Source organism: Streptomyces sp. NPDC047022, assembly GCF_040644155.1.
Classification (GTDB): Bacteria; Actinomycetota; Actinomycetes; order Streptomycetales; family Streptomycetaceae; genus Streptomyces.
Genome location: NZ_JBEYVV010000045.1, coordinates 15,920 through 36,642, shown reverse-complemented (window position 1 = coordinate 36,642; position 20,723 = coordinate 15,920). Strand labels below are relative to the sequence as shown.

At 70.5% G+C, this 20,723-nt stretch carries 19 protein-coding genes and 1 tRNA gene; 9 read left to right on the top strand and 11 right to left on the bottom strand.

The window, feature by feature from the left end:
- Nucleotides 1-334 precede the first annotated feature (334 nt).
- Both cobF and ABZ845_RS29415 read right to left on the bottom strand, forming a co-directional pair.
- Nucleotides 335-1,105 (bottom strand): precorrin-6A synthase (deacetylating), encoded by a 771-nt coding sequence (gene cobF / locus ABZ845_RS29420; RefSeq protein ID WP_360985661.1) that lies wholly within the window; start codon nt 1,103-1,105, stop codon nt 335-337.
- Between the two features lie 57 nt (nt 1,106-1,162).
- Nucleotides 1,163-1,687: a DUF309 domain-containing protein gene (locus ABZ845_RS29415; RefSeq protein ID WP_360985658.1), complete on the bottom strand. Its 525-nt coding sequence runs from the start codon at nt 1,685-1,687 to the stop codon at nt 1,163-1,165.
- A gap of 100 nt (nt 1,688-1,787) precedes the next feature.
- Here ABZ845_RS29415 and ABZ845_RS29410 point away from each other — a divergent pair.
- Nucleotides 1,788-1,861, top strand: a tRNA-Pro gene (locus ABZ845_RS29410).
- Nucleotides 1,862-2,010: 149 nt separating this feature from the next.
- Here the strand turns inward: ABZ845_RS29410 and ABZ845_RS29405 are convergent.
- The 7 genes from ABZ845_RS29405 to ABZ845_RS29375 form a co-directional block, all read right to left on the bottom strand.
- A complete protein-coding gene (locus tag ABZ845_RS29405) occupies nt 2,011-3,051 on the bottom strand; it encodes an AraC family transcriptional regulator (RefSeq protein WP_360985655.1) in 1,041 nt (346 codons plus the stop codon).
- A 36-nt stretch (nt 3,052-3,087) separates the two neighbouring features.
- On the bottom strand, nt 3,088-3,945 hold the full coding sequence (locus ABZ845_RS29400; protein ID WP_360985664.1) for a pentapeptide repeat-containing protein: 858 nt from the start codon (nt 3,943-3,945) through the stop codon (nt 3,088-3,090).
- 760 nt (nt 3,946-4,705) lie between these two features.
- On the bottom strand, nt 4,706-4,972 hold the full coding sequence (locus ABZ845_RS29395) for a hypothetical protein (RefSeq protein WP_360985652.1): 267 nt from the start codon (nt 4,970-4,972) through the stop codon (nt 4,706-4,708).
- A gap of 214 nt (nt 4,973-5,186) precedes the next feature.
- On the bottom strand, nt 5,187-5,450 hold the full coding sequence (locus tag ABZ845_RS29390; RefSeq protein WP_360985649.1) for a hypothetical protein: 264 nt from the start codon (nt 5,448-5,450) through the stop codon (nt 5,187-5,189).
- A gap of 301 nt (nt 5,451-5,751) precedes the next feature.
- Nucleotides 5,752-5,928, bottom strand: a complete 177-nt coding sequence (locus ABZ845_RS29385) for a hypothetical protein (protein ID WP_360985646.1) — start codon at nt 5,926-5,928, stop codon at nt 5,752-5,754.
- A complete protein-coding gene (locus ABZ845_RS29380; protein WP_360985643.1) occupies nt 5,925-6,365 on the bottom strand; it encodes a helix-turn-helix transcriptional regulator in 441 nt (146 codons plus the stop codon). The genes ABZ845_RS29385 and ABZ845_RS29380 overlap by 4 nt, the downstream gene beginning before the upstream one ends.
- A 218-nt stretch (nt 6,366-6,583) precedes the next feature.
- The gene (locus ABZ845_RS29375) at nt 6,584-7,150 is read right to left on the bottom strand and encodes a cysteine hydrolase family protein (protein WP_360985640.1); all 567 of its coding nucleotides are present in this window, start codon (nt 7,148-7,150) and stop codon (nt 6,584-6,586) included.
- Between the two features lie 264 nt (nt 7,151-7,414).
- Here ABZ845_RS29375 and ABZ845_RS29370 point away from each other — a divergent pair, with 264 nt between their 5' ends.
- Nucleotides 7,415-8,638: a hypothetical protein gene (locus ABZ845_RS29370; protein ID WP_360985637.1), complete on the top strand. Its 1,224-nt coding sequence runs from the start codon at nt 7,415-7,417 to the stop codon at nt 8,636-8,638.
- Nucleotides 8,639-8,708: 70 nt separating this feature from the next.
- On the opposite strand, the gene ABZ845_RS29365 is transcribed toward ABZ845_RS29370, so the two are convergent.
- On the bottom strand, nt 8,709-9,140 hold the full coding sequence (locus ABZ845_RS29365; RefSeq protein WP_360985634.1) for an ATP-binding protein: 432 nt from the start codon (nt 9,138-9,140) through the stop codon (nt 8,709-8,711).
- A gap of 146 nt (nt 9,141-9,286) precedes the next feature.
- Between ABZ845_RS29365 and ABZ845_RS29360 the strand changes: the two genes are divergently transcribed.
- Both ABZ845_RS29360 and glpK read left to right on the top strand, forming a co-directional pair.
- A complete protein-coding gene (locus tag ABZ845_RS29360; protein WP_360985631.1) occupies nt 9,287-10,054 on the top strand; it encodes an IclR family transcriptional regulator in 768 nt (255 codons plus the stop codon).
- A 41-nt stretch (nt 10,055-10,095) separates the two neighbouring features.
- A complete protein-coding gene (gene glpK / locus ABZ845_RS29355) occupies nt 10,096-11,610 on the top strand; it encodes a glycerol kinase GlpK (protein WP_360985628.1) in 1,515 nt (504 codons plus the stop codon).
- A gap of 70 nt (nt 11,611-11,680) precedes the next feature.
- On the opposite strand, the gene ABZ845_RS29350 is transcribed toward glpK, so the two are convergent.
- Nucleotides 11,681-12,856, bottom strand: a complete 1,176-nt coding sequence (locus tag ABZ845_RS29350) for an aromatic acid exporter family protein (protein WP_360985624.1) — start codon at nt 12,854-12,856, stop codon at nt 11,681-11,683.
- A gap of 237 nt (nt 12,857-13,093) precedes the next feature.
- Between ABZ845_RS29350 and ABZ845_RS29345 the strand changes: the two genes are divergently transcribed.
- The 5 genes from ABZ845_RS29345 (at nt 13,094) to ABZ845_RS29325 (ending at nt 20,723) form a co-directional block, all read left to right on the top strand.
- Nucleotides 13,094-13,360 (top strand): hypothetical protein, encoded by a 267-nt coding sequence (locus tag ABZ845_RS29345; protein WP_360985621.1) that lies wholly within the window; start codon nt 13,094-13,096, stop codon nt 13,358-13,360.
- Between the two features lie 319 nt (nt 13,361-13,679).
- Nucleotides 13,680-14,996, top strand: a complete 1,317-nt coding sequence (locus ABZ845_RS29340) for a tryptophan 2,3-dioxygenase (RefSeq protein WP_360985618.1) — start codon at nt 13,680-13,682, stop codon at nt 14,994-14,996.
- 54 nt (nt 14,997-15,050) lie between these two features.
- Nucleotides 15,051-15,899, top strand: a complete 849-nt coding sequence (locus tag ABZ845_RS29335) for a hypothetical protein (protein WP_360985615.1) — start codon at nt 15,051-15,053, stop codon at nt 15,897-15,899.
- A 79-nt stretch (nt 15,900-15,978) separates the two neighbouring features.
- Nucleotides 15,979-16,266, top strand: a complete 288-nt coding sequence (locus tag ABZ845_RS29330; RefSeq protein ID WP_360985612.1) for a phosphopantetheine-binding protein — start codon at nt 15,979-15,981, stop codon at nt 16,264-16,266.
- Nucleotides 16,263-20,723, top strand: coding sequence for an amino acid adenylation domain-containing protein (locus tag ABZ845_RS29325; protein WP_360985609.1), 4,461 nt, complete (start codon nt 16,263-16,265; stop codon nt 20,721-20,723). Before ABZ845_RS29330 ends, ABZ845_RS29325 begins: the two co-directional genes overlap by 4 nt.

The following is a 20,723-nucleotide window of genomic DNA, read 5'->3' as shown; positions in this document are numbered from 1 at the left end:
AAGTGCGGTCACGAGGGTGTTCAGTTCTGTCGTCACAAACGGATCTTGAACACCCTCTCTTCATGCCCGCAGGCATTTGGACAGACTCGTCTAGATAGGGGCGCGGGGAACTGCGCGAATCCCCACGATGCACCCGCACGGGACGACGCACGTAGACAGGGGCGCGGGGAACTGCGCGAATCCCCACGACGCACCCGCACGGGACGACGCACCTAGATAGGGGCGCGGGGAACTGCGCGAATCCCCACGACGCACCCGCACGGGACGACGCACCTAGATAGGGGCGCGGGGAACTGCGCAAAACCCCACCACGCACCCGCACGGGACACCGCGCCTATTCCCCCACCCGCCTGCGCAGCAAATACGTATCCATGATCCAACCCTTGCGCTCCCGCGCTTCCTCCCGCACCCGCGCAATCCGCTCGGCCGTCTCCCCGAGCGGCCCGGAGACCAGGATCTCGTCCGGCGTGCCGATGTACGCACCCCAGTAGATGTCGATGTCCTGGTCCGCGTACCGTCGAAAGGCCTGGTGCGCGTCGAGCATCACCACCACGTCGTCGACCCCCTCGGGGAACCCCTCCGCCAGCCGGCGCCCCGTGGTGATCTGGACGGGGCGGGCGACCCGGTTGAGACCCGTGCGATGCTTGGCGACCAGCGCGGAGACGCTGCTGATGCCCGGCACGACGTCGTACGCGAACGTCACCGCGCCCCGCTCAAGGATCTCCTCCAGGATCCCGAGCGTGCTGTCGTACAGCGCCGGGTCGCCCCACACCAGGAACGCACCGCGTTCGTCCTCGCCCAGTTCCTCCGCGATGAGCCGCTCGTAGATCCCGGCGCGCGCGGATCTCCAGTCGCCCACGGCGGGTGAGTAGTCGGCCCCGCCCGCGTTCCGGTCGCGGTCGGGGTCGCGCGCCTCGACCAGGCGGTAGGTGCCCTCCGGCAGATGCGCGTCGAGGATGTCATGGCGCAGCCGGACCAGGTCCGACTTCGTCTCGCCCTTGTCGAGGATGAAGAACACGTCCGTGTTCTTCAGCGCCTTGACCGCCTGCAGAGTCAGCTGGTCGGGATCGCCCGCCCCGATGCCGATGACATGAATCGTTCGCACGCCCCCGAGTCTGCCGTACGGCTCCGGCGGTCCGCGCACGCCCCTGGCCGGGACGGCCTACGGCCGCGCTCCGCGCAGTCGCGGAGCACACCGGCGCGCGTCGACCGGGACGGCCTCACGCTCCACTCGCTCGGCCAACTCCCGTGCCCAGCTTCCCAGTTCAGAGGCACCGATGCCGTACGGACGTTCCCGTCCCGTGTCCGCCGCCCACTCCTCGACCGCCGAGGCGCCGCGGCGCAGCAGCCGGGCTCCTCCGGTCGCGTTGCCCCGCGCCGCGTGCGTCAGACCGACCGCCAGCTGGGCGAGCCCGCGCCACAGGGCCCGCTCGTCGTAGGGTCCCGACTTCCAGGCGTCCTCGAAGACCTCGTGCGCGTGGAAGGGCTTTCCGGCGTCCAGCAGTGCCTGCGCCTCGACAACGCTCTCGTCCGGGGTGCGCACGACACCCTCCGGCTGTCGGGCCACTCCGTGCGCGTCGTAGGGCAGCGGGCGTCCCAGCCCGTCCCGGGGTCGCGCGTTGCGGGCTCGTCCCTCCGTGTCCCGGTCGCGCTCCCGGCCCGGCGGAACTTCGGATGCGTCGCTCATTCCTCGATTGTCCCGCGTTTCCCGTCCCTTTCGGGGCAGCCTCCCGAGTGAGGTAGAGTTTCCGCTGCGCGATCACGCGGGTCTCCGCGGAGAAGCGCACCGGGACGTGGCGCAGCTTGGTAGCGCACTTGACTGGGGGTCAAGGGGTCGCAGGTTCAAATCCTGTCGTCCCGACTCGAAGGAGTCGGAGATCAGGGGCGGTTTCGGAGCGATCCGAAACCGCCCCTTGATCGTTCCTGGGACCTCGTTGTGCTCCTGGCGTGCCAGGGCACCCCCGTTGCCCTGGCACGCCATCGGGCGATGAGCCCGTTGAGCGACCGGGATCAATGATGCGAGAGTGAACCCCGAACTGTCGTTCGCGCAGCGTCCATGTCCATGTGCGCACCGTCCACGGTCATCCGGATCAGCGCCTGTTCCCGCGACTCGCTGGGCGTCATGCCGTGCGCGGCGCGGAAGGCCCGGGTGAAGTCGCCGGGACGGGAGTAGCCCCAGCGGGCTGCCACGGCGTGGATGGGGAGTGTGTGCAGGCCGGGGTCGGTGAGGTCCCGGCGGGCGTTGGCCAGCCGCAGGTCGCGTATGTACGAGCCCACGGTCAGGCCCTCGTCCTGGAAGAGGCGGTAGAGGTAGCTGCGCGAGATGTGATGAGCTGCGGCGATCTTCGCTGGTGTCAGCTCCGGATCGCCCAGATGCCGCCGGACGAAGGACTTGATGCGCAGGGTCAGGGTCCGGGCATGTGTCTCGGGCGGCAGGCTGGGCTCCGCGTCGAGGGAGTGGGCGAAGACGGCGGTGACGAGATCGGTGACGACCGTGCCCAGTCGCTCCGCATCGGCCGCCCGGAAGGAGGAGGTGTCCGAGGCCAGCTGCACAAGCAGCCCCGCCAGCAGCGCGCCCATGCCCTCCCGGCCGGATATCCGGCGTCCGACCACACCGTCCGCACGGCCGGCCGGGAGCTCCACGGCGGCGCGCGGGATCTCCACCCCGATGATGGTGACCGGGTCGGGCCCGGTGGATATGTCGTAGGACCGGGACGAGGAATTCACGTGGAAGTCGTCGATCCGGTACGCCACCTGCTGCCTGCCCCAGCTCGCCGCGCCGTCACCGTGCCGCAGCAGGGACAGGTGGTACACCTCGGGATCGGACTGGCGTATGAGCCCGGGAGTACGGCGGAAGACCAGGTGGTCGAAGGTCGCGGGCCACACCGTCACGTCACCGAGCCCGAACACCCGCTGATGGCCCTGGTAATCGGCCGTGCGCTCACTGCTCAGGTGCATCGGCGCGTGGGTACGCCCCAACCGCTCCGCCCACGCCTCGAAACGGTCACGCACCGGCAAGTCCTGCGTGGAGAAGACGGCTTCAGGCAACACGGCCGTAGTCAATCACAGCGCCGATCACCGGCGGCCTCATCCTCGTGCCTGCCAGTGAGCCGGGTGTCCGAGCGCGGAAGGCAGCTTGGTCGCCGCGTCGCCCCTGGCCGCGTTCAGCTGGGCCTGGGTGAGGAACAGGGCGCCCGTGAGGTCCGCGCCGCTCAGGTCGGTGTCGCGCAGGTCGGCCCCGATCAGGTCGGCGTCGCGCAGATCCGCGCCGCTCAGATCGGCGGCTATGAGGAGGGCACCGCGCAGGCTCGCGCCCCGGAGGTCCGCGCCGGACAGCTTCGCGCCGATCAGATCGGCTCCGCGGTGGTTCTTCTTGCGGCCCGGGACCTGGGCGCGCGCGAGTTCGCCCGCCCGCAGGAGCAGCGTGTTGACCTCGCCGCGCAGCGCGTTCATGTCCAGCTCGGCGATCGACTCGGCGCTGCCGCGGGTCAGGCCGTCTATACGGGCCAGCGCCCGCCGCAGCTCCTTGTGGACGGGTCGGGCCGCTGCGAGGCCGAGGGCCTCGCTGACGTACCAGAGCAGCTCGTGCAGCTGCCGCATGACAGGGAAGACCTCGAACATGGAACGCGCCGTTTCCGGCGCCTGACGCCAGTCGGTACCTCCGAAGGTGACCTGGGACACCTTCTGCCCGGCGCCGAAGCAGTCGAACACGGTGCAGCCGGGGTAGCCCTTGTCCCGCAACCGTGCGTGGATGCCGCAGCGGAAGTCCTGCCGGAGGTTCGAGCAAGGCTGCCCGGCGGGCTTGTCGGCGGCGAAGTCGGCGGAGCGGGCGAACGGCAGGGCCGTGCAGCACAGGCCGAAGCAGTCGGCGCAGTCCGCCTGGAGGTGCTCGCGGCCCTCGCCTGCGGAGGGGCGTGCTCCTTCCCCGGAGGGGGAGAGGGCTATGTGCTCTGGCGACACCGTGCGTGCTCCTGTCGGGCGACGAGCACCGCATACCGTGGTGCTGCGAGACGAACCTCCATTCTCGCAGGCGGCACACGGTGCCCGAGCGAGAGCCGGCCGCCCCGCAGCCCCAACCACCCCTCCTTTTTTCCACTTCGAGCGGTTCGGCCCGTCCCCGGGACATGCTTCTCGCGGCTCAGCGGACAGCGGGTCAACCCGGTCTCATGGGCAGGCAACGAACGTCGGGTGTTGCGACGTTCATTAGAACCCGAGAGGCCAGGGCGGGGCCTCATCCTTGGGGGATCTATATTCCTCCAGGGCATTCCCAGGGAACAGCGACTCTCTGCGCGCCGTCACTTGCGACTATGAGCGGATGCTCCAGATGACGTCGTCGTCATCATATCCGGCGTCCGATCCAATGGAGCCTTCTCCGCCTCGCACAGCACTAATTCTTCTGCACAACACGAGCCCTGATCCACTTTTTGACTGAAGGGCGACAGTCAGATGGGGGCCCCTGCGCGACGGAGATATTCCAGAGGAGTCCAGGAACTTCTGAACTTCGACCTCGCTCGCCGAACGAATATGAATCGACTCGTAGTGAGTGACCAATTGCATGGCACTCACGTCCTCGAAAAGCAGGTCCAGGCAAGCAGTGTTCGCACTGTCTGGAACAGCCCGAAGCAGCAGCTGTGAATGCCCGACGCCGTATCGCCAGACTCTAAAGATACGATCAGAGCTGAACAGTGCTGCGGAAATTATGTCGCTATGCGAATGGATTTTTGTCCACCTTTCCATCCTTGTGCCAAGTGATCCGTGCCTGGCCGGCGCTTATCACGACGTCGGCGAAGTCGGTGTCGTTCGGCGTGTAGAAGATGGTGCGAGTGACGGTATGGCCTTCAGTACGACCCGTTTCGGGATTCGGGGCGAGGACCACATCGCCGATGCGCACGTCCTTGATCTTCTTGGTCGTACCGTCGGCGCCCGCTTGGGGCAGCCGGTAGCGGTGGGAAGGGCGCTGTCGTCGGTGCACAGGTAGAAGTCGACGACACCAGGCTGACGTTGACTTTGTATGGGACGTCGCAGCCCTGGACGGTCAGCGTCCAGTTCTTGGTCTGCTTCCCGGAGAGGATCTCCGACTCTTCTCATCGACGACATAGAAGGCGTGCTCGGTGCCGGTACCGGCACCCGTGGAGATCTGCTTGTTGGCTGCCTCCTGTTCGGTGCTATGGAGGGCGCGGCCGTCGTCATGCCGTGGGCTCGTCGTCCGGGCGTGCCCGGGCCTCCCCGTAGAAGCTCTCCAACTGCACGTTCAGCTCGGCAAGGTCCGGATGCTCGGCCAGTTCTCGCGTCTCCGCTTCCGTGAGCAGGTCGGCGAGGCGACGCATGGAACGGCTCACCAGCGTCATCTCGGCTGCCTTGTCCAGCTCGTCTGCGCGCTTGCGATGCAGGTCCGCCAGGATGCGAAGCTGCCGCGCCCTCAACTCGTACCGGTCCGGCTGCTCGCTCACGTTGTCCTCTCTTCGCCGCAGGCCAAGTGTTCTGGATCCGCAGCGGCTGCGGCGATTCCCATTCATGACTCGACCAGCCCGGCCGCGAGGCCGTGGACAGCGAGTACCTGGATTATCCGCCTCGATTGATGCCGGCGTGGCCGTTCATGACGGTCAGGGTGTCGGCGGCCGGGCGACCTGCCCGTGCCTGACATGCAAAACCCGTCCGGGCCGGCCGTCACCTGCCGGCCCGGGATGTTCGGGGCCGCGAGGGCCAGGTGTGCCCGTGACCCCGCATGCCTCGCGTTCGGGGCTTTGACGATCAGCGGGCCATGCGATGGTGGTGGCTTCCACCGCGGTGGAAGCGGACCGCGACGTAGACGAGGTCTGCCAGCAGCAACGCGGCGCCGATGATCAGCAGGTAGAACAGTCCGTGGGTTGCGAATCCGATGATGCCCAGAATGAGGGCCACGAGGATCAGGAGCAGAAAGAGTGTCATCGGGTCTCCCGGCGGCTTTCGAGGGTCAGCGGCGGGCGTGCGGCGGCGACGGCCGGATCCCAGGGGAGTGGTCGAGCGCGTGGTGGTCCGTCGTGTCCCCGAGCGGAACCAGCAGCGGGCGGCGTGGGTGGGCAGGCTGGAGCCGCGGTGTCGGCGAGGACGGGCTCCAGGACACCGATGATGTGGCCCCCGGAGCCGACCTCGTGAGCGCACCAGTCCTTGATATCGCCCGTCTCGAACATGGCGGATCTCCATACCATGGGTACCCCCCATCGCGCGGCTGATGCCCTCGGCCGCCCGGCGCGTGCGACGGGGGGCGCGAAACTGCGCCGGGCCGGTCGGCCGACGAGTTCGGCCGGCGGGACTCCGAGTGCATCGGAGATGCGGATCAGGTCGTCCAGCAGTGGGCCGGCATGTCCTTGCTCGATGCGGTTCACGGACTGTCGGTCCAATGCCGGCCGGCTCGGCGAGTCGCATCTGTGTGAGGTTCGCTTGCGAGCGGGCGGTGCTGATGCGGTCTTCGACCGGCGGCGCTCCCGTCGCGGATCACGCCCCGGTGACGTGACACGGAAGGCCCCTGCGATGGGAGTTCGCAGGAGCCTTCGTCACACCTTCCGCTGGGAGAGCGGGAGATTACTGGGAATGATCAAGGCGATCAGCCCGCGTCCGCCGCCCCGAAGCTCACCTCGGCCGTGTCGACGGTCCCGCCGCGGCGGCCCGGTGCGCTCTGCCACTTCCAGTAGAGGTTGGTGTGCGCGATGACCTGCTCCACAGCAGGTGCGCCGTACGCCGTGAGGTCCTCCGTCGTGTGCGCGTCGCCGACCAACGTCACGTCATAGCCACGGACGATGGCCCCGTGCAGCGTCGAGCGGATGCAGGCGTCGGTCTGGGCTCCCGTGACGACGAGCCGCCCTACCCCGAGCTCCGCGAGCTCGGCCTCCAGCGTGGTGTCCTCGAAGGAGTCGCCGTAGAGCTTGTGGACGAGGGGCTCGTCGTCGCGGCGGACCAGTTCCGGCACGTACTGCCAGCTCTCACTGCCCTGCTTGAGCTCGTCGTCGGAGTGCTGCACCCAGATCACGGGCACGCCCTCCGCACGGGCCTTTCCGATCAGGGAGTTGATGTTCGCGATCACCACGTCGCGGTTGTACGCATCCGCCACCACCCCGTTCTGGACGTCGACGATGAGCAATGCGCTGTGCGGCCTGCCGGGCAGCGTCGTCATAGGAACTCCCGTTTCTCGTCGCGGCTCCTGTGCCGGTCCCCACACTAGGCCGTACCACTGACAGCGGCGTGAGCCTTCGGAGCCCGGCACGAGAAGCGGCGCTTGGCCGGTCAACTCGCGCTCCATGACGATGTGTTCCGGTGCGGGCACCTACGAGTGCGTGCCCATTGCGCGATGGTTCGGAAGCGCAAAGCAGCAGCAACAGGTTCATATAGGCTGCTGACTCCGGTTCCCACAGTTCGCGAGTGCCCCGGGGAGTTCCCAGTGACCGTATCCATCGCCCATTCCGGAGCGGCCGATTCGCCCGCCGGTGACAAGCCCGTTGAGGGCGCGTCGCGCGACGGCGTGCCGTCCGGACCGTCGTCCGCCGCGGACGACGGATTCTGGGTGGAGCCGGGAGCCGCCGATGACGCGGACGCGTCCCCGGCGGTGCCCGAGCCCGACCTGGCCGAGCCCGACCTGGCCGAGGCGGATGTGCCAGAGGCGGACGTGCCCGAGACGGTGGCTCGCGACGCCCGTGAGTTCGGTGTGTACGCGAGGACCGGCGGCTGGGCGTTCGCCCTGAAGGTGGCGCGCAGCGTGCGGCCCGGCGGGCAGTCGGCGGAAGACACCCCCAAGGTCTCCGCCAAGCGGTTCGCCGAGCTGGCCGGGTGCTCGCCGGAACGGGTCATGCGCTACTACAAGGCGTGGGACAAGGCGGCCGACGACGGCCTCGTCCCGCACTTCGAGATCCTGGTCCCGGGTCAGGAGATCCAGCTGCCGGACTCCGACGTATGGCACTCGTACTACGCCGCCCGCTCCAGTGCCGCCTCCGAGCGCGGCACCGCCATCGCCGCGGCGGCCGAGGCCGAGGGCATCCGGCCGACCAAGGCCCTGGAGGTCGCCGAGAACCCCACCGCCCTGCGCGCGGCGATCCTCGCCGACCCCGCCACCGCCCGCGCCGCGCGGACCGCACTGCTCGACCGGCTGAGGGAGGACCCGGACCTGCAGACCGAGCTGGCCCGTGACATCGCACGCACGGACGAGCTGAAGAAGGCGGTGGCCACCGAGGCCCGGACCGCGGACCGCGTCGGCTACGTACGGCAGATCGTGGAGAACGGCCAGGTCAAGACCCCGGCCGGGCAGACGATCGAGGCGCCCGCCCCGCTCCGGGCGGCGGCCGAGCGTCATCTGTCGCTCATCGACGAACTCGACGACGGCGAGGAAGCCGGGCCCTGGGCCTCCGAGGCGTACGACTCGGTGAAGGAACTGGTGGCCCAGGCCGTAGAGGCCGACCCCGACCTGCGTCTGAAGGAACGCCGTACGAAGTTCTACAGCAGCCTGCAGCGGGCGACGAAGGTCTTCGAGGAGCTGACGTTCGATGACGCCGAAGAGCTCGACAACCTCTACGAAGACGACATGCTTCAGCGTCTCGAGGAGCTTCAGGAGGCCGTCTCCACGTGCATCGCGGCTCTGCGGAAGGCGGCTCCCGCCACGGTGAGGTCCTGACAGCGCGGCGTCCGGAACCCGAGGTGGGTCCGGACGCCGTAGGAGTGAGGGGCGGTCTCGATCCCGGGTGTCACTCCACCACGAGTTCCGCCCAGCGGCAGCTGCCGCCGGGGTGTGTCTCCACGCCGTACCGGTCCGACAGCGCCTTGACGATGCACAGGCCCCGCCCGTGCTCGTCCGGGTCGACGGTGGCGGCCGATGCCGTCGCGGCCGGGGTCACCGGCCCCAGGTCGGTCACCTCCACGCGGACGGCTCCGTGCCCCTCGACCCGGACCCACGTCAGACGCAGAGCCGCCGGGGGCAGGGCGTGGACGACCGCGTTGGTGAGCAGCTCCGAGACCACCAGGAGCAGGTCCTGGACGGCCTCCGGGGGCAGGTTCCAGCGGCCGACGACCATCTCAGCCCGTCGGCGGACGGTCGGGACGGCCTTGGCGGTGTGCGGCAGCGGAAAGACGAACGCGACGTCCTCGCGAGGCGCGGCGCTGAGCTGCGCTATGGACATATGCCCTCCTTCGCGGGCCGCGCTCCCGGCAGATCACCGGGGGGTTATGGCACGTTAAGGTGGGGAACGGGATCGGTCAATGAACCCGGGTCGTCATTACCGAACGCCGTCCTGAAAACGGGATGAATCGGGACTAGGATCGCATCATGGCCGGCCCAGTCCAGTCCATCGAACGGGCGGCGGCGATCCTGAGACTGCTCGCCGGCGGCCCTCGCCGACTGGGGCTCGGGGAGGTCGCGTCGTCCCTCGGGCTCGCCAAGGGCACCGCCCATGGCATCCTGCGCACGCTCCAGCACGTGGACTTCGTGGAGCAGGACGCCGCTACCGGGAAATACCAGCTCGGAGCGGCTCTGCTGCACCTCGGCACCAGCTACCTGGACGTCAATGAGCTGCGGTCGCGCTCCATCAACTGGGCCGACGCCCTGGCCGCCCGCAGCGGTGAGGCCGTTCGCCTGGGCACGCCCCTGGAGGGCAAGGTGCTGGTGGTCCACCACGTCTTCCGGCCGGACGACACCCTTCAGACCCTGGACGTGGGCACGCTCCTGCCGTTGCACGCCTCCTCGCTCGGCAAGGTGCTGCTGGCCTTCGGCACCGAGCCCGTGGAGCCGCTGCTGGAGGCGGGCCTCGAGGCGTACACGCGGCACACCCTGGTGTTCCCGGAGGATCTCAACCGGGCGCTCGTCGAGATCCGGGAGCAGGGCTGGGGCGCCGAGGTGCAGGAGATGGTCATGGGCGAGGCCGGGGTCGCGGCGCCGATCCGGGGACACGGCGGCCTCGTGGTGGGCTCCCTCGGTGTCTCCGGACCGGTCGAGCGGATCTGCGACAGCAAGGGCCAGCCGCAGCCGCCCCTGATCACCCTGCTGCGGGAGGCAGCGCGGGCGATCTCCAGAGACCTGGGCGCGGCCCGCTGGTAGGTCCAGGCGCCACCGCTACGCATCGGAAGGCAGAGCGGATCATGGTGGAACGGTATGTGATGTCCATCGACCAGGGCACCACCTCCACGCGATGCATCCTGTTCGACCACCGCGGAAGGCTGGCGTCGGTCGCCCAGCGCGAGCACGAGCAGTTCTTCCCCCATCCCGGCTGGGTGGAGCACGACGCCCTCGAGATCTGGCGCAATCTGCAGCGCATCGTGCCGGATGCGCTGGCCGGCTTCGGCATGGAGCCCGCGCAGATCGCCGCCATCGGGATCGCCAACCAGCGCGAGACGACCGTGCTCTGGGACCGCCGAACCGGCGTCCCGATGTGCAAGGCGATCGTCTGGCAGGACACCCGTACCGCCCCGCTCGTCGAGGAACTCGAGAAGCAGCCCGGAACCGAGTTCTTCCTCGATCGCTGTTGCCTTCCCCCCTCGACCTATTTCTCCGCCCCCCGGATCCGCTGGCTGTTCGACCATGTCCAGGGCCTGGAGCAGCGTGCCCGGGACGGCGAGGTGCTGTTCGGGACGATCGAGACCTGGCTGATCTGGAACCTGACCGGCGGCCCGGCCGGCGGTCTGCACATCACGGACGCCACCAATGCCAGCCGCACGATGCTCATGAACATCCGCACGCTGAGCTGGGACGAGGAACTGATGGAGTTCTTCGGCGTCCCGCGCGCGATGCTGCCTGAGATCCGGCCCTCGGCCGAGGTCTACGGCGAGGCCGGCGCGCTGCTGCCGGGTATCCGCATCTGCGCCGCCCTCGGCGACCAGCAGGCGGCGCTGTTCGGCCAGACCTGCTTCTCGCCCGGCGAGGCGAAATGCACCTACGGGACCGGCAGCTTCCTGGTGATGAACACCGGAACCGACCTCGTGCGCTCGCGGCACGGACTCCTCAGCACCGTCGCCTACAAGATCGACGACCAGCCCACGGTCTACGGCCTGGAGGGTCCGATCGCCGTGACCGGCTCGCTCGTCCAGTGGTTCCGCGACCGGCTGGGACTGATCAACAGCGCGCCCGAGATCGAGACCCTGGCGCTGACCGTCGCGGACAACGGCGGCTGCTACATCGTCCCCGCCTTCTCCGGTCTGTTCGCGCCCCACTGGCGCAGCGACGCCCGCGGTGTCATCGTCGGGCTCACCTCGTACATCACCAAGGGCCACCTGGCCCGGGCCGTCCTGGAGGCCACCGGCTGGCAGACCCGCGAGGTCGTCGACGCCATGAACGCCGACTCCTCGCTCGCTCTGAAGGAACTGAAGGTCGACGGGGGCATGACCGCCGACAACCTGCTCATGCAGTTCGTGGCGGATGTGCTCGACGTTCCCGTGGTACGGCCCATGGTCGCCGAGACGGTCTCGCTGGGCGCGGCCTACGCGGCCGGTCTTGCCGCGGGCTACTGGTCGGACCTGGAGGTGCTGCGCCGCAACTGGCACCGGGCCGGCCAGTGGATGCCCGACATGGACCCCGAGGTACGGGAGCGGGAGTACGAGTCCTGGAGGCGGGCCGTCCAGCGGTCCCTGGGATGGATCCGCCCCGGCATGGAGCCGTGAGGCCCGGGTCCCCGTGGTGCGGTAGCCGGGTGGCTCAGTGGGCGTGCGCGTGGTGCGGTAGCCGGGTGGCTCAGTGGGCGTGCGCGTGGTCCAGGTCGGCCAGCAGCCTCTCCAGGTCGGTCATGAGCGATCCGTACACGTGCCAGGCGCCCGGCTTGGTGAGGGTGCCCCGGCCGATCAGATCGGTCATGGTGTCGTGCCAGTCCAGCGCGCGTTCGATGGCTCCGCGCAGCCGTTCCCGGGGGGCCGCCCCGGAGGCGTCTTCCAGCGTGCGGGGCGCCGCGAACACCTGGACGGCCGACCCCGCGAGCTGGAGGGTCTCGGCGTAGCGCTCGAGGAATTGGTGGCCGAGGTGGTGGTCCACATGGTCGTCGTGGGCGTTGTCGGCCAGGGTCCGTGCGATGCCGCGCACCTGGATGGAGACTCCGCGCAGGGTCCGGAACGCCTCGCGGTAGGTCACCCCGCCGCACCGTCCATGGGTGACGCACCGTGTGTTCCAGCGCAGGCTCTCGTCGGCCTGCTGTACCCGTTCCTGCGCGTGGGTGAGGCGCTTCTCCAGGCTGCGCGCCTGGTGCAGCCACGCGTGCGCCTCGTCGGTGAGCCTTCGCCCTGCGAGGCCGGAACCCATCTCGTGCAGCAGCGTTCCCACGGCCCGGGCGAGGTCGCGTACGGCGGAGTCGGACTCCTCCAGGTAGAGCGGAGGCAGGACGAGGGCGTTCACGGCGATGCCCACGGCGGCGCCGACGAGGGTCTCCAGCACGGGAGCGACGAGCCCTCCGACCGGGTCGCTCGCCGTGGCGGCCAGGGCGATCACCGCGGTGGAGGCGATCTGGAGGCGGTCGTCGGTGGTGCGGCGGGGGCCCGCGAGCACCGCGATCACCACGATGACGGTGACGGCGGCGGCCGTCGGGCCCAGCAGCCGGGCGGTGGTGAGGGCCAGGATCAGCCCGGCCACCCTCCCGCCCACGTTCTGGACCGCCTTCGTCACGGACTGGTAGACCGTGGAGGCGTTGGCCATGACCAGGGCCGTGGCGACCGCCAGGTAGGGGTGGCCCCCGGGGGACCAGCCGGCCGCGATGCCCCAGGTGATCAGTGCGGCTATGAGGGTCTTGACGCCGTGCACCACATGACCGTCCCGATGGGCGCGGAGCCCGTCGGCCAGGCGGTGCGCTGCCGACGCGGCGGGCGCCGGAGCGCTCTTGTGCTCTGTGGCCTGGCGCCCCCGGGTGATGGTTGAAGCATGCACGGAATCGATGGTGGACCCGTCCGGCCCCATTCCGGCGTGTGGCACCGGGTGACATCCGACACGGATCCCTGAAATTCCCGGCGGATCGAGTGATGTGTTTCACGCCGTTAGTTCATTGTTCAACTACTGCTGGATGCGTAGGTTTGGCGACGCCGAAAACATCGGCGGATTCCACCGTTCCGCGGTCCCCGAACGATGGGCTGTGCGGGAACGATGGGTTGTGCAGGGAGGAAAACCATGAACAGGTTCATGCGGCGTATCGCGACGGTCGGCGCCTTCGCGGCAATCGCCGGAGGAACTCTCCTCGCCACGGGCGGTTACGCCGACGCGGCCACCCCTCAGGCCTCCGGGGGCCACCCCGCCCGGGTCGCGGTGGTCAAGGTCCATCACCGGACACCTGCCGACCCCTGGATCGCGGACCAGCTCAAGATGAGCGACCCCTGGATCATGGACCAGCTGGCTTCGCTCCCTCCCGCGGGCATCGCGGTCGCCGCCGTCCGGTGATGTGACGAGGGCGGACAAGGGCGTCTGACGGGCAGAAACCGTTCAGGCGCCTTTCGTTTGTTCTCTTGTGTTCCGGTCCTGTGTTCCGGCGCCGGTCACGGGATTCCGTGACCGCGTCGGCGTGACCGTAGCGACGTGACCGCGTCGGCGTGACCGGATATCGGTGACTTGGGGGGCGGGCCCGGCCGATGGAGGATCTTCTTCGGAAAGTGATCTGACGCCAGTCGTCACCGAATGAAGGGCCTCATTCCATGTCCGCTCGCATTCCCCGGCCCCGGGTGATGGATGCCTCGTACATATCCGAGCCCCGGAATTCCCGATGAGTTCCGTGGAATCCCCCCGGGCGGAGCTCTCGCCGAGGCAAGCCCCCACCACGACGACCGTCATCGGGGAACTCGACGCGTGGGCGGTCTCCGGCAGGCCTCGGATGTTCCCCTACGCCGTGGTCCTCGGACATCTGCGGTCCGTCGGCAAGCACTTCCTCGCGGACGCGCTCCTCGACCGGCTCGGTGAGGTCCGCGACGGGCTGCCTGACGGCAGCGCGGCACAGTCCCTCCCGCCCGAGCGGCAGGACGGGGCCGCTTTCCTGCGCGGATTCCTCGACGTCGTCCTCGACAAGCACGACGACCGCTACGACTACTCCAGCTACACAGCCCTGTCCCTGCTGCGCCGCCCCGCGCCGGCCGACTGGCGCGAAGCCCTCCGGTTCCGTGACGAGTTACTGCTGCTTCTGCTCGCCGACCTGATCCGCTTCGGGCAGCGGGCGCTGACCGGCACCCCCGACGTTCCGCACGAGATGCCGCCCGAGACCGAACTGGTCGCCAAGCGGGAGCGGTTGGCCGTACGCGTGATGGAACCGGCCGCCCTGCGCGTCCTGCCGGGAGCGGTGGACCCGGTGGCGGTCGCCGCCGTCCCGGGGCGCACCCCCGGTACACCGCTGGCGGCGGAGGTTCTGCGCACGGCCGCGCCGGAGCAGTCGCTGCTGCTGTCCGCGAGCGTGCAGCCGGTCTACGTCCTGCACGACGAGTACCTGTTCCTGCGCACCCTTCAGTCGTTCGAGGCCACCTTCACCTTCATGTCGGCCGCGCTGGCGAAGGCGGTGCGGTGCCTCGGCGAGTACCGTCCGGAGGAGGCCGCGGAGCTGGTCGGCTCCGTGGCGGACGTGCTCAAGGAGTCCCTGCCGCTGTTCTCCCTGCTGGCGACGATGAGGCCCGAAGCCTTCCGTGTCTTCCGGGAGTTCACCGAGGGCGCGAGCGCCATCCAGTCCTCCGGCTACAAGACCTTCGAGTCGCTGTGCTCGACACCGGGCACGGCCAGGCTCGATTCGGCCGCCTACCTCTCCGTTCCGGCGGTGCGCGAACAGGTGGTGAACGGGCAGGCCACCGTACAGGGAACCTGGCACGACCTGATCGCCGCACACCGCCTCGGCCCCGCTGCCGACGCCGCGCTCACGGCCGCGGCCGGCCGTCTGGAGGCGGTGCACCAGCGGTGGAAGCAGACCCACTACCGCCTGGCCGTACGCATGATCGGCGAGAGCTCCGGCACCGGATACACGGAGGGCGTGCCCTATCTGGCGGCGGTCCTCGGCAACCGGCTGTTCCCGGCCCAGGACCGGCACCGCGCCCTGGTGAGCTGAGCCGACGCCACGGCCCTTGCCCGACCACACCCCCGCCTGGAGGCGTCCACCACGATGAGCAAGCGAGCCCAGACCGGCAGGCCCCAAGCCGCCCGCCGGGTGATGAATCCGCGGGAGAGCAACCGTCTCTTCCTCTACGAGTACGACCGGGGCAGCAACTACGAACAGGACACCCGCCTGACCGAGGCCCTGTCGGCGCTCCTGCCCGAGGACGGGCTCGTCCACCCGGACCAGCGGCTGTTCCAGACGGTGCATCTGATCACCGAGTACGCCTGGTGCGAGATGCACTACGAGATGCGCCGCGCCGCCGCCGCGCTGCGCGAGCGTGACTACCTTCTCGCGGCCCAGCTCCTGGAACGAGCCGCCGCGATGGGCGGAGTGCCGGTGCGGGCGCTGAAGGTGCTCCTGGACTTCCTGCCGCAGGAGAGCCTGCTGCGCATGCGGGAGACGTTCCCGGAGAACACCACCGGACTGGACTCACCGGGCGCCCGCAATCTGCGCCGAGCGGCGGTGGCGCTGTGGGAGGAAGCGGAGGAGGCCATCGCGCGCGAGGGCCTGGACATCCGGGGCCTGATCGTCGCCCAGGGCCGGGTGACACCGCCGGACCGCGAGGACCGCGCCCCGGAACTCGCTCTCGTACGGCAGGCGCTGCTGAAACTCGACGGTGCCGTCGGCGCGTGGAAGCACCACCACCTGCGGCTGGTGTGGTCGCAGCTCGGCGGTCATCCGGAGGCCACCCCAGGCGCACAGGACGTGGCGCGCGAGGGACTGCCCAAGAGCCTGCGCGGCCAGTCCACTGCGGGCGTGCGCGCCATGGCCGACCGCAGCCTCTTCCCGAGGCTGTGGGACTCCGTGGACGACACCTACCGGGCGTTCGTGCCCGACGAGCAGACCCCCTCCTGAGCAGGCGGGTGCTGGTCCCCGCACCGGGCGACCGCACCGCCGCAGCCAGGACGAACCACGGAAGGACACGACTGCCGCTATGGCGACCGAACCCGCGACACGCGGCACCGGTGAGCTCGCCGCACTGGTGCACCAGGCCTGGGCCGAGGCGCTCGGCCACGACGAATTCACCGATGAGGACCACTTCTTCAGGATCGGCGGACACTCCCTGGGCGCCCTCCAGGTGGTCAAGGAGATCGGTGCCGCGCTGGGCCGCCGGATACCGGTGCGGACGCTCATGCGCAACCCCTCGGTGCGCGCGCTCACCGAGGCCCTTGCGGACGAATCCGCCGCACCCGCCGGATCCGCCGTGAAGGAGGCCCGGTGACCGCCCCCGCAGCCGCGCTGCCGGTCTCGGCCGCTCAGACGGAGATCTGGGTCGCGGACCGCTGCGAACCGGAGTCCGGCCGCTACAACGTACCCACGGCCCTGGAGTTCCTCGGCGAGATCGACGTACCCGCACTGCGCCTGGCGCTCGCCGACCTGCTGGCCCTGCGGCCCGCGCTGGCCGGGCGTTTCGACGACGGCGACGGCGAGCTGCGGTTCTGCCCGGAACCCGCCGCACCGGCCGCGCTGAGCGTCGCGCGCCGGGCCGGGTCCTGCCGCTCCGAGGCCGCGCTGCACGAAGCGGTCCTGGCGGCGCAGCGCCCCCTGGACCCGGGCACCGCTCCATTGCTGCGCGCGGACCTGCTGCACCACCACGACGGCGCCCTGCTCGTTCTGACGGTGCATCACATCGTCGCGGACGGCCGCACGATGGACGTCGTCGCCGCCGATCTGCTGGCCGCCTACCGCGCCCGTGCCTCCGGCCGGGCGCCGCTGACCGCCCCCGCGCCCGCCCTGACCGCGGAGCCGGCCGACACCGCTCGTGTGCCCTCCGCGTACTGGCGGGATCTGCTCGCGGACGAGCCCGTCACCCTCGGTCCACTGCCCGACCTGGTGCGCTCCGAGGACCGGCTGCGGGGCGCTGCCGGATGGGTCGAGCGCACGCTGTCCGCCCAGCGGCTGAACGCCGTACGCGATATCGCCGTCCGGCACGAGGTGACGCCCGCGACCGTGCTGCTGGCCGCCTGGAGCCTGCTGCTGCACGCCTGGTCCGGAGCCCTGGACGGAGTCCTCGGCATGCCGTTCGCCGGGCGGCACGAGCCCGGAACCGAGGACGCCGTGGGGCTGTTCACCCGGGTGCTCCCGGTCCGCAGCCGTATGGTCCCCGACGACGCCTTCGGCGACCACGCCCGGCGCCTGGGCGAACAGGTGCTGGACTCCATGGAGGCGCTCGCCGCCGACGGAGCCCCGCCGTCGGCGGCGGCACCGCCGTACCGCTCGGTGTTCCTGCATCAGCCGCTCGGCGGCCACGTCCACGAGGTGCCGGGCGCCACCGTGCGGGTAGTGCACCTGAACACCGCCTCGGCGAAGTACGACCTGGCCCTGGCCGCGCTGGAACACCCCGACCGGCTGGTGCTGCGCGTCGACTACGACACGAGCCTGTACACCGAGGCCTCCGCCGAGTTGATGGCCCGTCAGCTCGACGCGCTCCTGGCCGCCGCCGCGCGCACGGACGCCCGCTGCCGCGAACTGCTCGCGGCGCTGGCCGAAGAGCCCGACCCCGCCCGCACCCCCGAGCGGGACGCCGAAGCATCGAACGTTCCTGAACTCGTCCTCCGGGAGGCCGAGCGCGACCCCGGCGCCATCGCCGTCGTGCACGGCGAACACACCCTCACCTACCGTGCCCTGGCCGAGGAGGCGGCCCGTGCCGCGCACTGGCTGAGGGACGAAGCCGGGGTCCGCGAGGGCGACTTGGTGGCTCTGCTGCTGCGACCCGGCACACACACGATCACCGCGATGCTGGCCGTCGCCCTCGCCGGAGCGGCCTGTCTGCCGCTGGATCCCGGCTACCCCGACACCCGCCTCCACCTGGTGCTCGACGACGCCCGGCCGCGCCTGCTCATCGCCGAGCCGCACGACACCGGCCGGGCTCCGGGCGGCCTGCCCGTGCACACCATGGACGGCATCGCCCGCGCCGCGCACACCCTTCCGGCCACGCCGCCCGCCGTGGAGATCCGCCCGGACAGCGTGCTCAACGTGCTGTACACCTCCGGCTCCACCGGCCGGCCCAAGGGCGTACTGCTGCACCACGGCGGCGTGGTCCGGCTGATGCACCAGCCCGGCTTTCTGCCGCTCGGCCCGGACGACACCGTCTCCCACCTGTCGCCGCTCAACTTCGACGGCGCCACCTACGAGATCTGGGGCGCCCTGACGCACGGCGCCCGACTGGCCGTCCTGGACAAGGAACTCGTCCTCGACCCGCCCGCGCTGCGCACCGCCGTACGCGACCTGGGCGTGACCACCCTGCTGGTCACCACCCCGCTGCTGAACCGCATCATCGAGGACGCGCCCGATCTGCTCCAGACGCTGCGCAGGGTGTACTTCGGCGGAGAGCTGGTGTCCGTACCGCATCTGCGCAAGGCCCTGCGCTGGGCGCGTCCAGGGACCCTCCTGCACAGCTACGGCCCCACGGAGAACTCCTTCACCTCCACCTGGTGCCCCGTCGACGAGGTACCCGACGCGGCCCGCACCCTGACCATCGGCGACCCGGTCCCCGGCACCCGAGCCCATGTCGTCTTCGAGGGCACCCTCGTGCCCGCGCCGCCCTACATGCCGGGCGAACTCGTCCTGGGCGGCACCGGCGTGGCCATCGGCTACCTGGGCGATCCTGCCCGTACCGCCGAGCGGTTCTGGGCCGACCCGTTCGGCGCCGAACCCGGCGCCCGGCTCTACCGCACCGGCGACCGGGTGCGCAGGACCGCCGACGGCCGCCTGGAGTTCATCGGACGCGACGACAACCAGATCAAGATCCGCAGCCAGCGGGTCGAACTGGGCGAGGTCGAGTCCGCGTTGCGCGCCCACCCCGATGTCACCGCCGCCTTCATCACCAGCCGCCACAACGAGCGGGACGAGAAGGAGATCGTCGCATACGCGGTCCTCGTCCGGCCCGGCGCGCACCCGGAGGTCATGCGGCATCTGCGGGCGAGCCTCCCGGCCTTCGCGGTCCCCACCCATCTGCTCGTCCTCGACGCACTGCCGCTCACCGCCAACGGCAAGATCGACCGGCGACGGCTGCCCGGGCCCGGGGACACCAAGGCGTCCGCCGTACCCGCACAGGCCCCGGCCAGGACCGGGCCCGCGCCTATGGAGAACACCCCGGCGTCCGGCCCCGACCTGCACGCGGCGGTCCACGGCGCGTGGCGCGAGGTGCTGGGCGAGCGGACCTTCGAAGACGACGACAACTTCTTCGACGTCGGAGGGCACTCGCTTCTCCTCGTGCGACTCCAGGGGGCGCTGCGCCGCGCCACCGGGACCAAGCCTTCCGTCGGAGACCTCCTGCGCCACACGACCGTGCGCTCCCAGACACGGCTCATCGGCGGCGACACCACCCCGCCTGCGGCCACCCCGCTTCCGGCCGCCGCACGCCCGTCCATCGCGCCATGGCCGCGCGCCACCGCCGGGGACGCCATCGCCGTCGTCGGCATGGCGGCCCGGTTCGCCGGCGCCGCCGACCTGTCCGCCTTCTGGGACAACCTGCGCGCCGACCGCGACTGCTTCAGCGAGGGACCCGGCCCGGTCATCACCGAACTGCCGGGCGGACAGCGGCGGGTGGCACGCTGGGGCATGGCCGCCGAGGGCGCCCGCTTCGACGCCGACTTCCTCGGATTCAGCGCGGAAGACCTGCGCGACGGCGACCCCCAGCAGGGCGTGCTGCACGAGGTGCTGTGGTCGGCCGTGGAGGACGCCTCCCTGCGGCTGTCCGAGATCGCCTCCCGCACCAGCCTGTACGCCGGCTGCGCCAAGGTCCTCGACACCGACCCCGAGGCCCGGGTGGACGACGTCGTGAACGCCGACCCCACCTTCGTCGCCTCCCGCTTCGCCTACCTGCACGACCTGTGGGGCGAGGCACTGCTCCTGGACACCGCATGCTCCACCGGCCTGTACGCGGTCCACCTCGCCTGCCGCAGCCTGCTGACCGGCAGCAGTGACTACGCCCTGGCCGGGGCCGTGTCGCTCGACCCCGCCTCCGACGGCAGCTACCGCTACCGTCCGGGCTTCCTGTACGCCGACGACGGCGTGTGCCGGCCCTTCGACCAGCGCGCCTCGGGAACGGTCGGCGGCTTCGGCGCCGGCGCGGTGCTGCTGCGCCGCCTCGCGGACGCCGAACGCGACGGCGACCCGGTCTACGCCGTGATCCGCGGAAGCGCCGTCAACAACGACGGCAAGGCCCGCATCGGCTACTCCGCACCCGGAGTCGAAGGCCAGTCCCGGGTCATCCGCGACGCCCTCGCGGCAGCCGGAGTCAGCGGCGCCGACATCGGATACGTCGAGGCCCACGGCACGGGCACACGCCTCGGCGACGCCATCGAGGCCACGGCCCTGGCCGACGCGCTGGGCCCGCAGGGCCCCGCCGTCGCGGTGGGTTCCGTCAAGGCGTCGGTGGGGCACTGCAACACCGCCGCGGGCATCGCCGGACTGATCAAGGCCGTCCTCGCCGTCCACCACGGGCATCTGCCCGGAACCCCCAACGTCGGCGAGCCCATCGAGGAACTGGCCACCGAAGGCGGCCGACTGTCCCTCCTGGACGCGGGATGCGCCTGGCCCGAGGCCCCTGACCGGCGGCGTACCGCCGGCGTCAGCTCCTTCGGCGTGGGCGGCACCAACGCCCACGTGGTGGTGCAGCAGCACCTGTCCACGGCGCCCACGGCCGCCCCCGAACCGCAGCTCGAAAGGGTGTGA

Excerpts from the sequence above, each read along its gene's own strand:
- ABZ845_RS29415 (WP_360985658.1), bottom strand. The coding sequence starts at position 1,687 with ATGAGCGACGCATCCGAAGTTCCGCCGGGCCGGGAGCGCGACCGGGAC.
- ABZ845_RS29385 (WP_360985646.1), bottom strand. The coding sequence starts at position 5,928 with ATGACACTCTTTCTGCTCCTGATCCTCGTGGCCCTCATTCTGGGCATC.
- ABZ845_RS29375 (WP_360985640.1), bottom strand. The coding sequence starts at position 7,150 with ATGACGACGCTGCCCGGCAGGCCGCACAGCGCATTGCTCATCGTCGAC.
- ABZ845_RS29365 (WP_360985634.1), bottom strand. The coding sequence starts at position 9,140 with ATGTCCATAGCGCAGCTCAGCGCCGCGCCTCGCGAGGACGTCGCGTTC.
- ABZ845_RS29360 (WP_360985631.1), top strand. The coding sequence starts at position 9,287 with ATGGCCGGCCCAGTCCAGTCCATCGAACGGGCGGCGGCGATCCTGAGA.
- glpK (WP_360985628.1), top strand. The coding sequence starts at position 10,096 with ATGGTGGAACGGTATGTGATGTCCATCGACCAGGGCACCACCTCCACG.
- ABZ845_RS29345 (WP_360985621.1), top strand. The coding sequence starts at position 13,094 with ATGAACAGGTTCATGCGGCGTATCGCGACGGTCGGCGCCTTCGCGGCA.
- ABZ845_RS29340 (WP_360985618.1), top strand. The coding sequence starts at position 13,680 with ATGAGTTCCGTGGAATCCCCCCGGGCGGAGCTCTCGCCGAGGCAAGCC.
- ABZ845_RS29335 (WP_360985615.1), top strand. The coding sequence starts at position 15,051 with ATGAGCAAGCGAGCCCAGACCGGCAGGCCCCAAGCCGCCCGCCGGGTG.
- ABZ845_RS29330 (WP_360985612.1), top strand. The coding sequence starts at position 15,979 with ATGGCGACCGAACCCGCGACACGCGGCACCGGTGAGCTCGCCGCACTG.